Source organism: Clostridium sp. AF15-41 (assembly GCF_003604095.1).
Taxonomy (GTDB): Bacteria; Bacillota; Clostridia; order Lachnospirales; family Lachnospiraceae; genus Coprococcus.
On record NZ_QTMQ01000004.1, the window covers coordinates 178,508 to 193,608 of the forward strand.

17 protein-coding genes are annotated in these 15,101 nt (G+C 42.7%); 2 read left to right on the plus strand and 15 right to left on the minus strand.

Annotated features, from left to right (window positions below; translation table 11 throughout):
- Positions 1-10 precede the first annotated feature (10 nt).
- Together DWW43_RS04660 and eno are read right to left on the minus strand one after the other, a co-directional pair.
- Positions 11-841, minus strand: a complete 831-nt coding sequence (locus DWW43_RS04660; protein ID WP_008402074.1) for a hypothetical protein — start codon at positions 839-841, stop codon at positions 11-13.
- Between the two features lie 348 nt (positions 842-1,189).
- The gene (gene eno / locus DWW43_RS04665; protein WP_119962891.1) at positions 1,190-2,485 is read right to left on the minus strand and encodes a phosphopyruvate hydratase; all 1,296 of its coding nucleotides are present in this window, start codon (positions 2,483-2,485) and stop codon (positions 1,190-1,192) included.
- 439 nt (positions 2,486-2,924) lie between these two features.
- On the opposite strand from eno, the gene DWW43_RS04670 reads away from it, so the two are divergent.
- Both DWW43_RS04670 and DWW43_RS04675 read left to right on the plus strand, forming a co-directional pair.
- On the plus strand, positions 2,925-3,476 hold the full coding sequence (locus tag DWW43_RS04670) for a DUF3793 family protein (RefSeq protein ID WP_008402072.1): 552 nt from the start codon (positions 2,925-2,927) through the stop codon (positions 3,474-3,476).
- Between the two features lie 151 nt (positions 3,477-3,627).
- Entirely contained in the window at positions 3,628-4,050 is a 423-nt protein-coding gene (locus tag DWW43_RS04675; protein ID WP_119962866.1) for a flavodoxin, read from the plus strand.
- 150 nt (positions 4,051-4,200) lie between these two features.
- Here DWW43_RS04675 and DWW43_RS04680 read toward each other — a convergent pair whose 3' ends face one another.
- From DWW43_RS04680 to tuf, 13 genes are all read right to left on the minus strand, one after another.
- Complete coding sequence (locus DWW43_RS04680; RefSeq protein ID WP_119962867.1) at positions 4,201-5,976, minus strand: oleate hydratase; 1,776 nt, start codon at positions 5,974-5,976, stop codon at positions 4,201-4,203.
- Between the two features lie 222 nt (positions 5,977-6,198).
- Positions 6,199-6,780, minus strand: coding sequence for a TetR-like C-terminal domain-containing protein (locus DWW43_RS04685; protein WP_165853015.1), 582 nt, complete (start codon positions 6,778-6,780; stop codon positions 6,199-6,201).
- A gap of 290 nt (positions 6,781-7,070) precedes the next feature.
- A complete protein-coding gene (locus DWW43_RS04690) occupies positions 7,071-7,394 on the minus strand; it encodes a hypothetical protein (protein ID WP_119962868.1) in 324 nt (107 codons plus the stop codon).
- Between the two features lie 171 nt (positions 7,395-7,565).
- On the minus strand, positions 7,566-8,066 hold the full coding sequence (locus DWW43_RS04695; RefSeq protein ID WP_119962869.1) for a DNA-deoxyinosine glycosylase: 501 nt from the start codon (positions 8,064-8,066) through the stop codon (positions 7,566-7,568).
- A 307-nt stretch (positions 8,067-8,373) separates the two neighbouring features.
- Complete coding sequence (locus tag DWW43_RS04700) at positions 8,374-9,018, minus strand: methylated-DNA--[protein]-cysteine S-methyltransferase (protein WP_119962870.1); 645 nt, start codon at positions 9,016-9,018, stop codon at positions 8,374-8,376.
- On the minus strand, positions 9,019-9,591 hold the full coding sequence (locus DWW43_RS04705; RefSeq protein WP_117785731.1) for a cytidylate kinase-like family protein: 573 nt from the start codon (positions 9,589-9,591) through the stop codon (positions 9,019-9,021).
- A 38-nt stretch (positions 9,592-9,629) separates the two neighbouring features.
- Complete coding sequence (locus tag DWW43_RS04710) at positions 9,630-10,313, minus strand: GntR family transcriptional regulator (RefSeq protein WP_119962871.1); 684 nt, start codon at positions 10,311-10,313, stop codon at positions 9,630-9,632.
- A gap of 159 nt (positions 10,314-10,472) precedes the next feature.
- Positions 10,473-11,165, minus strand: a complete 693-nt coding sequence (locus tag DWW43_RS04715; protein ID WP_008402059.1) for an LrgB family protein — start codon at positions 11,163-11,165, stop codon at positions 10,473-10,475.
- Positions 11,158-11,529, minus strand: a complete 372-nt coding sequence (locus DWW43_RS04720; protein WP_008402058.1) for a CidA/LrgA family protein — start codon at positions 11,527-11,529, stop codon at positions 11,158-11,160. The genes DWW43_RS04715 and DWW43_RS04720 overlap by 8 nt, the downstream gene beginning before the upstream one ends.
- A 301-nt stretch (positions 11,530-11,830) precedes the next feature.
- Positions 11,831-12,661: an RNA methyltransferase gene (locus tag DWW43_RS04725; protein WP_044945770.1), complete on the minus strand. Its 831-nt coding sequence runs from the start codon at positions 12,659-12,661 to the stop codon at positions 11,831-11,833.
- A gap of 52 nt (positions 12,662-12,713) precedes the next feature.
- Positions 12,714-13,349, minus strand: a complete 636-nt coding sequence (locus DWW43_RS04730; RefSeq protein WP_347475248.1) for an NAD-dependent epimerase/dehydratase family protein — start codon at positions 13,347-13,349, stop codon at positions 12,714-12,716.
- Between the two features lie 55 nt (positions 13,350-13,404).
- Positions 13,405-13,617, minus strand: a complete 213-nt coding sequence (locus DWW43_RS12425; RefSeq protein ID WP_347475249.1) for an NAD-dependent epimerase/dehydratase family protein — start codon at positions 13,615-13,617, stop codon at positions 13,405-13,407.
- Between the two features lie 190 nt (positions 13,618-13,807).
- Complete coding sequence (tuf, locus tag DWW43_RS04735; protein WP_119962872.1) at positions 13,808-14,995, minus strand: elongation factor Tu; 1,188 nt, start codon at positions 14,993-14,995, stop codon at positions 13,808-13,810.
- Positions 14,996-15,101: the final 106 nt, after the last annotated feature.

Genomic DNA, 15,101 nt, shown 5'->3' on the forward strand with positions numbered 1-15,101 from the left:
CCCATTTATCTTACTTTGTCTCTATATCATCTATAACCTCTTTGATCGACTCCAGCTTATCCGTATCATAGCCTTCTGTTGCTGCCGAACTGTCATAGACTTGTGCAAAGTCAGCATTATACTCATCTTCGCTGACATCTTCTCCGTTCCAGTCATATGTGTAAATCGGCATCCCATTCTTATCAAATCTCAGCCCGGTTCCATCCTTCGCTCCATAATGCCCCTGTGCAACCAAGGTCAACTCTCCATCAACAATACTGTAAATATAGTCATAATAGGAATCCATCAGCCCATCCGAATTGCAAAGGAGATTCTTTCCTTCTATGTAAGTAAAGTACAAACGGTTCAATCCGTTTACATGAACGGAGCCATTTGAATAGTTTACAATACGGACACCGGATGCCTCCGACTTTCCTACTTCTACCAGCTCCGGTATATCATCATTGTCCAGGTAAATCAGCGTATACCCTTGCTGTCCCTCTGTATCTGACACATGTTCCAGATAATCAACATATGCAGTCTTCCAGTCATCACTTTTCTTTGATACCGAAGTTTCACCTTCTCCATCCAGCTCTGCCTCATCTGATTCTTCTTCAGATACAGTCTCGGTCTGTGTTTTATCGGAAGCAGGTCTGTCCGGTACTGCTTCTAATCTCTGTTTTCCAAATTCCGTCTTCTCTGTCGTTACTTCCTGTTCTTCTGTGGTCACATCTTCCGTGACATGCGCCGCTTCTGTCGTTCCATTGTTCATAGCTCCTGCTGACTCCTTCTCAGATGAGCAGCCGGTAAGCAATGTACCAAAAAGTACCCCGAAGAACAGTAAAAATTCAATTTTTTTCATCTATAATACAGCCTTTCCAACCGGCAGTTTTCTTCCACTATTCCAGTCTGTAAATTCTCGGTAATATATGTTTTACACTGATAAAAATTATACCATTCAAACAGCAAACACGCTATACGCTAATTCCTTTTTTCTTCTAAATCGAGATTTATTTTTTACCGGAATTTATCTGCTATTTTCAACATTTCGCCTAATAAAGAGTCACAAGTGACTCTTTCGCACCTGCGCGGAAACGCGAAGCAATTAACTACTTCTCCACAAAGTGCGATAAAAAATATAGGAGACGCAAAACTTACGTCTCCCATACCATTTATTCATATTTTTTTTGAGGAAAATATATGACAATAATTATTTTACATTGAAGGCTTTCATACCCGGATATACGGCTGAAGCACCAAGCTCTTCTTCGATTCTTAAGAGCTGGTTGTACTTAGCTACACGCTCAGATCTGGATGGTGCACCGGTCTTGATCTGGCAGGTATTTAAAGCAACTGCAAGATCTGCGATCGTTGTATCTGCTGTCTCGCCTGATCTGTGAGATGAGATAGCTGTGTATCCGGCCTTGTGAGCCATCTTGATCGCTTCCAATGTCTCTGATACAGAACCGATCTGGTTTAATTTGATCAGGATACTGTTACCACAGCCAAGCTCGATACCCTTTGCAAGTCTCTCTGTATTTGTAACGAAAAGGTCGTCACCAACTAACTGTACTTTGTCGCCAAGTTCTGCTGTAAGCTTCTTCCAGCCTTCCCAGTCTTCTTCATCCAGACCATCTTCGATGGAGATGATCGGGTACTTCTCAACCAGTCTCTTCCAGTGAGCGATCAGCTCTTCTGATGTATATACTGTACCGGCCTTTGGCAGCTTGTACTCGCCAACCTTGCCTGTCTTCCACTCGGATGAAGCTGCATCCATAGCAATCTTGAAGTCCTTACCCGGTTCATATCCGGCTTTCTTTACTGCCTCGAGAATTGTCTCGATTGCTTCTTCATCAGATGCAAGTGCAGGTGCAAATCCACCTTCATCACCAACTGATGTAGCAAGTCCTCTTTCCTTTAAGATAGCCTGAAGTGCATGGAATACCTCTGCACACCATCTGAGACACTCTTTGAATGAAGGAGCACCAACCGGCATGATCATGAACTCCTGAACATCCAGACCGGATGATAATGCATGACATCCACCATTGATAATGTTCATCATAGGAACCGGAAGTCTGTTTCCGCTTACACCGCCTAAGAAACGATATAAAGGTACATCCAGTGAAATAGCTGCTGCTCTTGCTGCTGCGATTGATACAGCAAGGATTGCATTTGCACCCAGATTTGACTTGTCCTTTGTTCCGTCTGCCTTGATCATTGCCTGATCTACAGCATATGTATCAGATGCATCCATTCCAACTAATACGTCATTAATTTTTGTGTTGATATTTTCAACAGCTTTCTGAACGCCCTTACCGCCAAAACGATCCTTATCGCCATCACGAAGCTCTAATGCTTCAAACTCACCTGTTGATGCACCACTTGGAGCAGCTCCACGTCCGACAGTACCATCTGCAAGAATAACTTCTGCTTCTACTGTAGGATTTCCTCTTGAGTCAATAATCTCTCGTCCAATTACTTTTTCGATTTCTAAATAATTCATCATGCTTTGATCCTTCTTTCTGGTGACAGCTTCTGTCCCGGATCCGTCATTGCATCCGGGTGCATACCCTGTTTTCAGCAGTCAGGGATGCATACAGAATGGAGTCACACGATTTATTCACAAGATTTTTAGTTAGTTCATACTAACTTTTTATAAAAATACCATGCAGAAGCCTTTTCCGTCAACAAAAAATGGTCGAATTTATTGAGAATTTCTATCACATTTTTCGCTTGATTTTTACAGAACCAGACCGTATAATGCACCCATGAGTTAGATGTGCCTAACCTGTAGATTGAATGATTTACAGAGTTACGGTGCATACTAAAATTTGATATGCAACGCTGCTTTGACGCGAGCGTACCAGCACTGCATATAGCTTTAGGATTTTTGAATATTGCAGAATATTTGTCGGAATCGATGCAAAAAGGAGTTTGTGATTATGTTTGAAGAATATTTGATCACACATTGTTCGCCTACATTGGCGTCCTTAAAACCTGCCAGCCTGTTTCTTTATCGTTTTTCTTCCGGAGAAGAATTATACGAAAGTGTGGCTGTCTGGGATGCACAATTTCAGAAAAAAGGGATCCGGATCACGATCCTGCGAGAAGATACCGAAACTGCTTTGATCTATGTCTACAGACCGGATGCTATGGTTCGTGAATTATCAAGACCGGAGATCATCTCTTTTCTTGTAAGCACAGGATATCAGGCAGGAACGATCGATCAAATGCTTGAACAGCTTCGTAGTCGTCTTCATGGTTCGGAAGAATTTCCGCATGAGATCGGTGTCTTCCTTGGTTATCCGTTAAATGATGTTCTCGGATTTATCAAAAACCACGGAAGTAACTGCAAAGGCATGGGCGACTGGAAGGTATACGGAGATCTGGGTGAGGCCCAGAAAACATTTGCCAAATTTAAAAAATGCCGTGAGATCTATGCAAATCTCTGGCATCAGGGACGAACAATCTGGCAGTTAACGGTTGCTGCATAAGTATTTAGAAAATTGCATCCGCATAACAAAATAAGTATTTATTTACGCAAATGACATTCACATAACAAAGTGAATATAAGAGATCCCCGTAAGCATTTTCACACGGAGATTTCTAAATATAAAATACATGAATTATAAGGAGGAACCTACTATGAGTAAGGTTGCAGTTGTATATTGGAGTGGCACAGGTAACACAGCATTAATGGCACAGGCTGTTGCAGAAGGTGCAAAGGCAAAAGGAGCAGAATGTGATCTTTTAACATCCGCAGAATTCACTGTAGATATGGTAGATAACTACGATGCGATTGCATTCGGATGCCCTGCTATGGGTGCCGAAGTCTTAGAAGAAAGCGAATTTGAGCCAATGTTCGCTGAATGTGAACCGGCATTAAACGGTAAGAAGATCGCCATCTTCGGTTCATATGGCTGGGGAAGCGGCGAATGGATGGATACATGGGAAGCTCAGTGTCAGGCTGACGGCGTTGTATTTGCAGCAGCTCCACTGATCTGTCATGAAACACCGGATGAAGCAGGTCTTGCTGATTGTACCGCACTTGGTGAAGCACTTGTTTAATAAATAATACACATCTCTAAACGCAACCAAAACACAGGAATCTGCCATGTGGCAGTCCTTCCGCTTGTACATTATCGTACAATCCCAAAAATGCTCTGGCAAACCACACCTCTGCCAGAGCATTTGTTATATTTATTATTCTATTTTTCTCTATATTGCTCCATGCTCCCGGAGAAGTTTCTCGACATCGGTTCCTTCTACCGCCTTTAAAAGCTCCTTCATTGCGATCTTCTCTTTCAGTCCAAGCTTCATATCCGTGATCTTTCTGCCATCGCGTATTGCCACGGTCGCATTTAACAGATCCCGTACATCATAGACACTGCCCCAGACCTCCGGCACACCACGGTCGATATTCAACAGGGTATATACTGCTTCCATACCGGTACGGATCGAATACTCGGTCGTAAATATCGTATCTCTTGCTGTCTCGGCAAACTGTCCAAGGAATGCAAAATTGACCGCTCCCTCCGGTACAACATCTGGACGGTCGCCCTTCTCACGCGGCATGAAAAATGCTGTAATATACGGCATCATAACCGGCACTGTATTTGCACTGTGCTCGGCAAGCTCCGGAATCTCCTCCTCCGGTACACCGATATGATAGAGCCATTCCTCGCAGATCTCCTTACCGGTACATTCCCGCATCGTCTTCTTTACATAATCACCCGGTTTATTTGAGAACAATCCATATACCCATACAAGCACCTGTCCCTTTGGCTGGTTACGGAACTGCGGCTGACGATTGATCGTCCAGGAGAGCAGCCATTCGGAATCTCTTGCAGTCACGATACCACCTGTAACTACCTTGCCGGAAAGTGGATCCCTCTTGCATATATTCTTAATATACGGAAGGATCTTTTCATCCAAAGTCGTTACCGTTGCACTCATCCAGTTTGACTGCTCCGGATCGTAGCAGAATTTGTCCGGATGTCCGAAGGATGGATCCTGTGCAGCGATCTTCCTCCACATATCCCATCCGCCACCCTCACGGATCTCGGTCTTGAATTCAGCCGGTTTGTTCTGACTTCCGTATGAAGAATTCTCCACACAGCCGCCATTTGTGATAAATACCAGATCATTCTCGGTCAGATCGATCGCATCTGCTTCACCGTCACGGATAATATCAATCTTCTTTGCCAGCTTTCTTCCTGCTTCGATCTCGAATTCCACATTTATAACCTTGGTATTATAATGGAACACCACACCGAATGATTCCAGATATTTTACCATCGGAAGAATCATGGACTCATACTGGTTATATTTGGTAAAACGAAGTGCCGTGAAATCCGGCAATCCTCCGACATGATGGATAAAACGCTTAATATAGAGCTTCATCTCAAGTGCAGAATGCCAGTTCTCAAATGCAAACATCGTCCGCCAGTACATCCAGAAATTAGAATTAAGCACTTCTTCATCAAAATACTCATCGATCCGTTTATTATATAATTCCTCATCCGGAGTAAAAAACAGCTTCATGATCTCCATTGCACCCTTATCAGACAATCCAAACTTCTTATCGGTATGTGCATCCTGCCCCCGATTCTCAGTTGCCCGGCACAGAGAATAGTTTGGATCTGCCTTATTCAGCCAGTAATACTCATCCAGTACACTGATGCCCTCTGTCTCGATGGACGGAATCGAACGGAACAGATCCCACATACACTCAAAATGGTTATCCATCTCACGTCCGCCACGCATAACATAGCCGATATCGCTGTACTGATAACCATCACATGCACCGCCCGGAATCGGGTCTTTCTCCAGAATGTGCACATGCGAGCCTTTCATCTGTCCATCTCTTACCAGAAAACAGGCTGCCGCCAATGCACCAAGTCCCGACCCTATAATATATGCCGATTTCTGATCCACACCCGCCGGCTTCTTCGGTCTGGCAAATGCTTCATAATTTCCACTTGCGTAATACATACGAATTACCTCCAATCTATACAGCCTGCCCGCAAACAGACCGGTTATCTCAAAAACTGTCTTTATTATAAGATTCCCAGTTTTTGCCCTCAATAAACAAAAAAAGTACCGTGATAAAAATATATTCACGGTACTTGTTCTGTCTAAAATTTTATCATTTCCCCTGTTTTGATGGGACAACCGGTCTGAAAAATAAGACACATTGTTTTTTCAATGTATCTGTCAGCTCTCTGTTTTTTTGTGAAAGGCATCCGTCCGAAATGCTTCCAGTGCTCTGGTAATATTATCATGCATCACCAGTCCCATCTTATCCACGATCACATGTGGATCCTGCTTCATGCCATTCTCAATCCATTCAAGCAACACACCGACAAAGGAGCATTTGTAAAAATCAGCAATGAACTTCTTATCTTCATCCCGCACCTGCATATTCTTCGCCTTATCTTCGATGACCTTGATCATCAGATCATACGTCAGACTGTACAGATATTTTTCTACCTGATCTCTGCTGATCGAATGATATGCATTCATCATAAATGTCTTATTCTCGCTCACCGCTTCAAAGATACGAAGGAAGCCTTCCTGCCAGGTATCATAGGTTTTATTCTCACCCAGTATCCTCGTTGCATCCTCCACACACACCCACTCTACCAGATCATAGATATCTTTAAAATGATAGTAAAATGTCATTCGGTTGATGCCGCAGTCTTCCGTGATATCCGTTATCGTTATCTTATCAAGCGGTTTCTTTGTAAGAAGCTTCTTCAGTGATGCTTCCAACGCACGTTTCGTTATCTGAGACATTTCCTTGTAACCTCCACGTCTATTGTTCATCAGAAAAAAAGTTATCCTTACTATACCACACCCACCAGAATTTTGTAAAATTAAAAATAAACTAATGGCATGAGAAAATTCTATACCTTTATTACGCAAGACGTTCTCACTCTACCCTCATGTAGCGGTTCTAAGCTCACTGCTTTCAGCAGTTCACTAAGTACCGACATGAGTAACTGAGACCTTAGCGAGGCTTGCCCGAGGTTAGTTCGAAGTTACACAGAGTGGGCAGGCTTGCTTCATAAAGTATAGAACATTTCTCATGCCATCATCTTATATTTTACACGCAAAATTCTGATCTGGATGCAGTAATAAAAAAAACGGCCGGCCAACTGTAACATACAGAGACCGGTCAAGCGAAAAAACAATCTATATAATTCAGGGTATGAGAAAAGCCCTGCAGAAGGAACTGTTTCATATTGAAGCTTCTCTGTAAACTTCTGTTGACTTTCTTCGGATCGATTACTCATAATTGTTGATTTAAGACTAAACAACATTTCTGTCGTAAAACCTGCCAGACGATTCAATTCTTTGGATACCATATACATAGCTGCAACCGGCTGTTCGATCACATTTTCATTCATTTTCTTTCTCTCTTTCGTTCATCATTACTTTTTATGACATAAGTTTATCAATTAGAAAAAACGCCCGCTATCATACGCAGGTAAAATCATCTGATGAATCTGTAAAGTTGTGTATAATTAATGTAAAATACTGTTCTTTTTATATGTCAGCGTCACTATTGTAAAATACTTTTACAAATATTTATCAATCTCCGATTTCCATATTTCTTCCAGTTGTTCCAACGAGAACGCTGCATTTGCCGGGCTTGTCGATGGCAGCTCGATCATCGGAAGAGCGATATGTTCTGCCTGATATTTTTTGTATAATCTGCCGGCAGTCTTACCATTTGTAAAAACTGCCCGGATCGGTGTATGTGCTACAATGCTTTTAATATCTGCAGGAATCACATTTCGAATACTGCTGTCACTGGAACCGATGATCTCACAAGCCCGGATCACATCATAGACCGCCACATGACCGGCAAGCAGCATCCGTTTTTTCTCTTCTATCGTCAAGGGTTCCGGTACACCAAGTACAGCTGCCACAACCTTCCAAAAACGGTTTCTCGGATGTCCGTAGTAGAAGCCCTGCTCTCTGGATTTCACCGATGGCAGACTGCCAAGAACCAGCACCTGTGATTCTTCATTATATACCGGAGCAAATTCATGCTCTACATACTGATATTCTGACATTTTTATTTCCTTTCAAATAAAGAATTGCCTACAAATCTTACACATTCAAACGGAATTACAAAATAATTAACTTCCACTCCGTAAAATATGCATCCCAAACAAAAAAACCAGAGACTATCGCCCCCGACAAGTCTCTGGTTATATATGTATCCCAAACCTCATTTAAATCCCCATGTTGGAATTACGGATATATTATATACTGCCTCCCCCTTGCCTGTACAGTAGTCTTGCAAAAATGACTTGTTTTCTGTTTCAAATAACCTTTGTATTTGAACGGTCATTTCCTGCATATAAATCATTTTTCACTTTATATGATTTCTCCATCTAAGATCTTTATTCCAAATCTCTCCATATCCACCCGTCCATCGACAACTGTAACTCCATCTGCCATCAATCGATCTGCCTGTACATTCTTTCCGCCGAATGCAAATGCTCCGGATAATTCACCCTTTGCATTTACCACACGAAAGCAGGGAATGTGCTCCGGATCCGGATTCTTATGAAGCGCGTTTCCCACTGCACGCGCCATCTTCTTATCCCCGGCAAGCTCCGCGATCTGACCATAGGTTGCAACCTTTCCGGAAGGAATCTTTTTCACCGCCTCATAGATTCTCTTTGATGGACTGGTTGTCACCAGATCATAACTCTCTGCGATCATCCGTTTCACATCCTGATCCGGAATACTTCCATCCAGAATGATCGTATTCCAGTGCTCCTTATTCTGATGCCAGCCCGGTATCACCGCGTCAAATGCGCTCCGCCAGAAATCCCGCCATTCCGGATCGACCTTTACGTTCAGATTAATATATCCGTCTCTCTCATATGTCCACAGGAATACCTTCTTGCTTCCTTTCACACGCACCAGTTGCCAGTTTGGATCATGAAATGGCGCCTGCTGATATGTATCAGGAAAAGACAGTCCATATGTCAGCGCTTCTTCTCTCGTTGTCATTTATCTTCCTCCGACATGCTTTACATAGTCTGCGATCAATTCCGCCGTCTTATCAACACCCAGTCGTACCGCGTCTATACACAGATCATAATTCTCTGCATAGCCCCATTCTTCTCCGGTATAATATCTGTGATAACCACGCCGTTTCTCATCTGTCTTTTCAACAAGCGCTATAGCCTTTCGCTCCGAGATCTTATGCTTTCCCGCGATATGATGCGCCCGCTGCTTCTTATCTCCGCACAGAAACACCCGGACAGCATCCTTATCATCCCGGTAGGCATAATTCGAAGCACGTCCTATAATAATAAAACTCTGTCCGCCAAACATTGCTGACAATGCCCGTTTCGGTGTATCATACTGATTCTTCGGACAGAAATCATCCGCAACCGAACTGATCATCGCATTTACCGGCTGCTCACCAAAATACATTGGGTACTTTTCATAAATTTTCTTTTCTTTTGCAAGCGCGATCAGCTCTGGCTTCGTATAAAAGGGAATCCCTAACAGCTCCGATAATTTTTTCCCAACTTCATCTCCGGCACATCCACATTGTCTTCCAAGTGTTACGATCATACTCTCTTACCTCCTTCTTATATATTACCTCTACTCACCTACAATGCAAGCATCTGGCTGATCAGATGATAATGCCCATCTACCGCCGCTTTCATGGCTGCTTCATCACGTTCTAATACACTATTATAGATCTGCTTGTGATAATTAAGCAAGTTTGCCTTTTCTTTTGTATTCACACGGCGCAGCACCAGATCGATCCATTCCCGATAAACGATCATAACCGCCTCCATGATCATCGAAAATAGTTCATTCTCTGTTGCCCGGATCAGCAATTCATGAAATTCCTTATCCACGCTAACCAGTTCGGAACCATCCACCTGCTCCATCCTTGCCAGATTATCCTCCAGAAGCACCTGACACTCAAATGGTATTCCTTTCTCGATCAGCATACTGCATACAGACTTTTCCATTGTACAACGGAACTCACAGACCTCGGATTTCGTGATACTGCCAAGTGCCAGCATCATCATAAGCATCCGACGGATCGACTCTCCGGCATTTTTTGATATATAATTTCCCGATCCCTGTACGCGTTCGATCATTCCCATGCCATGCAGGATACTGAGTGCCTCCCTGGTCGAATTTCTTCCGATTCCTAACGTCTCCGCTATCGTACGTTCGGTTGGAAGCTTGCTTCCGTTCTGCAAGGTTCCGTCCTGCATCAGGCTGTAAATATATTGAATTGCTTTTTCATATTCTGATGTAACATGTTGTTTTTCCATACTCGTCTCCCTGACTATCAATAAATTTCGTTATTTCTATATTTTGATATCTGCTACCAGCGGATACCCGCCTATGAGATTATCAACTAACTTCATTATTTCTATATCCGATCTGTAAATTCGAAATAAATCCTTGCATTTTATAAGCAGCATATATATTTACATAAAATGCGCAAATAACGACGAAAGCACAACCGTAAGAATACCGGAAACCGCAATCGCCAGACTGCTCATTGCACCTTCCACTTCACCGATCTCGATCGCCTTTGCCGTTCCGATCGCATGAGATGCAGATCCAAATGCCAGACCCTTTGATATCGGTTCGGTGATTCGAAAAATCTTGCACACTAATTCACCAAATATATTTCCAAGAACACCCGTTACGATAATAACCGCAACCGTAATCGTTACATATCCACCCAGTTCTTCTGAAACACCCATACCGATCGCAGTCGTGATAGACTTCGGAAGCATCGTTACATAATCCTCATGTGTAAGTCCCATGATCTTTGACAATACAAACACCGTACAAAGACTTGTCACCACACCGGCAACAAGACCTGCCATAACCGCCTTACAGTTATGCTTCAGCAGTTCCCACTGTTCATAGAGCGGGATCGCCAGACATACGGTTGCAGGGGTCAACAGCCAGCTTAAATATTGGGCGCCTTCATTATAAGTATCATAATCCACCTTGCTCACAACCAGTACCAGGATGGTAACTACAATCGAGATCAGCAACGGATTAAATATTCCCAGTTTGAATTTTTTCTTTAATATTGACCCGATCAAATATGAGATCAGGCTAAGTGTAACTCCTGCAAACAGGGAGTTTTCAAAAAAATCATGCATCCTCTTGTTCCTCTTTCTTCCTATCCTTTCTGATGATCCACTGTGACAGTCTGCCTGTCATCGCCATAACTGTAATGATCGTAACAACCGTGATCACACATACCGGAATCAGCACCGGCTTCAGCGTTCCCCAGCTAACCATCAGACCAACACCGGCAGGAATGAACATCAATGGCATGATCTCAATTAAAAATTTGCCTGTCTCCTTCACTGCTTCTAACTTGATCCATCCAGTCATCAGGCATACAAATAAAATCGCCATTCCATAAATACTGGCAGGAATCGGCAAAGGTAATACATATTTGAGCAGTTCCCCGATAAATGAAATTGCAAGAATGATTAAAAACTGTCTAATATACTTCATTCAAATATCCTCTCTACATTTTTTATCCTTTTTCGTTTGAACTATATTTTTTCATATAAAAGAAATTGGTAGCACCAATTCAGCGCTACCAACCATTATACTGCCATCTTATTATTTGTCAATTTATTATTTTACCAAATCGGCATCAATATATTCCCAGCATGTTTTCTTGCGGGCTGCTCCTTTCTGCGACTGATGCTATAACTTTCCAGATGAATACTATTTATTCCTGTCAGCGGTATCTCAACTGCCAGAAGACCACCCTTTCCTGTCGTCGACGCACAATCTTTACAAACGGATACTACTCCTGCCGCTGATGTCCCAGCTGCCAGAAAGCTACCGCTCCTGCCGCCGCTACGTTAAGTGAATCTACACCATGTGCCATCGGAATCATAACCGTATAATCGCAGTCAGCTATCGTATCTCCGGCCAGCCCATCGCCCTCTGTACCGAGCACAATTGCCAGCTTTTCCTCACTATTTAACTGCGGATCATCAATTCCTACACTATCTTCTCGAAGTGCCATTGCCGCCGTCTTAAAGCCCATTTCTTTCAATGTCTTCATTGCCTGCTCCGGCCAGACACCATCCTTCTTTGACAACATTGTCCACGGAATCTGGAATACTGTTCCCATACTCACACGACTTGCACGTCTGTAAAGAGGATCACTGCAGCCACCGGTCAATATCACTGCATCCATACCAAGTGCTGCGGCACAGCGGAACAATGCTCCCACATTTGTCGGATTGACCACTTCTTCCAAAATAGCGATCCGCTTCGCTCCCTGACATACCTCCTCTATCGTTGGCAATGTCCTGCGGCGCATCGTGCACCAGAGCCCCCTTGTCAGATGGTAACCGGTAAGCTTCGTCAATATCTCATCCGGTGCAACATAGATTGGGACATCCTCCATCCGATCCAGAATCTCCTCAGCCTCTGCAAGCTGTCCCTTTTCTGCCAGAAAAGACACCGGTTCATATCCACCATCTAATGCCCGCTCGATCACCTTCGGACTCTCGGTAATAAACAATCCTTCCTCCGGTTCATAAATTGTTGCAAGCTGCCGTTCCGAAAGCTCCGCATAAACCGCCAGTTCCGGACGATTCAGATCCGTTACTTCTATTATTTTCATCGTAATTTCCTTCCCGATACACACGCTTGTCATCTTATTATGTCAATTACCTTTATACCAAATTGGTATCAATATACTCCCAATATGGCTTCTTGTTTACCTCACCTTCATGCTCTATATACCAATTTGCAGCCTCCTGTAACCCGGCATCCATTGACATCGTCTCCGGATATATCTTCTTCTGCCGGGTCACATCAAGACAGTATTCATAATTATAAAAGCTGAAATAATTTCTCTGCTCTACTGTTTCCGGTACAGATACGAATTCCGGCACTTTATCAAAGCAAGCATAACATTTGATAACCCAGTCTCTTATCGATATTGACTTTTCATTTCCGACATTCAAAATATGATCCGTTGGGCACTTTGTAATTATTACTTCCATCAGCCTACACAAATCTTCCACATGGAAAAACTGTAATTTCATCTCACCGGCTTCCGGCAAATAAAATTTTCTGTCTGCCATTGCACAGTCAAATACAAACGCCTCCCGATAGACGTTGTCCATAGAACCATATAAATATGGCGGTCTTAAAATATAAGCATCCGGGACTCTCTCCAACAGTGCATTTTCTGCTTCGATCTTATCTGTTCCATATTTTCCCCAGAATTTATTTACTGCTCTTTCAGAATCCTCAGGAAATGGCTGTACACCATACTCCGGATATACCGCACTGGAACTAATCATTATATATTGATCAAAAGAGTCCAGCGAATTATGTAAATCAATTATGTCTTGTGCATCAATAAGCGGTTATGTCGGCAACAACATCAAAATGCAGATTCTTCAGCTTATCCCCTAAATTATGCCTGTCGCTTTCAATCAGCGTCACGCCCTTAACCTGCGGTTTTGAATTACGGTTCACTACATAGACCTCATATCCATGCTCTACAAAATACTTTGCTGCATACTTACTGACAAATGTGGTTCCACCGGTAATCAAGATTTTCTTCATTGATATCTCCTTTTCTGCTGCACAGGGCTTGCTTATAAGCCCACCCAATTGTTTGCATCTACAAAATAACATACCGGTAATTTCATTGTCAATATTGCTGCTAATCAATAAACAAAAAAATACCCGGAAGAGTGTAAACACTCTCCGGATATTTTTTATTTATCTAATCTTCTCGTTACTTACGCGTAGATTACTCGATGATAGAAGCAACTCTTCCTGAACCTACTGTTCTACCACCCTCACGAATAGCGAAAGTAAGACCCTGGCTCATAGCGATTGGGTGAATCAGTTCGATTGTCATTTCTACGTTATCACCAGGCATGCACATCTCTGTACCTGCTGGAAGGTTACAAACACCTGTTACGTCAGTTGTTCTGAAGTAGAACTGTGGACGGTAGTTGTTGAAGAATGGTGTATGACGACCACCCTCGTCCTTAGTAAGAACGTAAACCTGAGCTGTGAACTTTGTATGACATGTGATTGAACCTGGCTTACAAAGAACCTGACCTCTTACGATATCTTCTCTCTTGATACCACGAAGAAGAGCACCGATGTTATCACCAGCCTGTCCTTCATCAAGGAGCTTTCTGAACATCTCGATACCTGTTACAGTTGTCTTCTGGATTTCTGGCTTAATACCAACGATTTCAACTTCATCATTTAAGTGGATAACACCAGCTTCTACTCTACCGGTAGCAACTGTACCACGACCTGTGATTGTGAATACATCCTCTACAGGCATGATGAATGGCTTATCTGTATCTCTCTGAGGATCTGGAATGTATGAATCTATTGTATCCATAAGTTCCATAATTTTATCTCCCCAAGGTCCCATTGGATCTTCAAGAGCCTTAAGAGCTGAACCCTTAACGATTGGGCAATCATTGAATCCGTACTCTTCAAGCTGTTCTGTAACTTCCATCTCTACAAGTTCGATAAGCTCGTCATCATCAACCATATCGCACTTATTTAAGAATACAACGATGTAAGGTACACCAACCTGACGTGAAAGTAAGATGTGCTCCTTTGTCTGAGCCATAACACCATCAGTAGCAGCAACAACAAGGATAGCACCATCCATCTGAGCTGCACCAGTGATCATGTTCTTAACGTAGTCAGCATGTCCTGGACAGTCAACGTGAGCATAATGTCTCTTCTCTGTCTCGTACTCAACGTGAGCTGTAGAGATAGTGATACCTCTTTCTCTCTCTTCTGGAGCCTTATCAATGTTAGCGAAATCAACAGCTGCGTTACCAGCTACTCTCTCTGAAAGAACTTTTGTGATAGCTGCTGTTAATGTTGTTTTACCATGGTCAACGTGACCGATTGTACCAATGTTACAATGTGGCTTACTTCTATTAAACTTTTCCTTTGCCATTTTTTAATATCCTCCTTAAATTTCGTACCCCTAAGGGCTATGCTTGGCTAAAACTCATTATATAGAATATATAAAAGATTTTCAACCTTTTTTTATCTCTTTATAC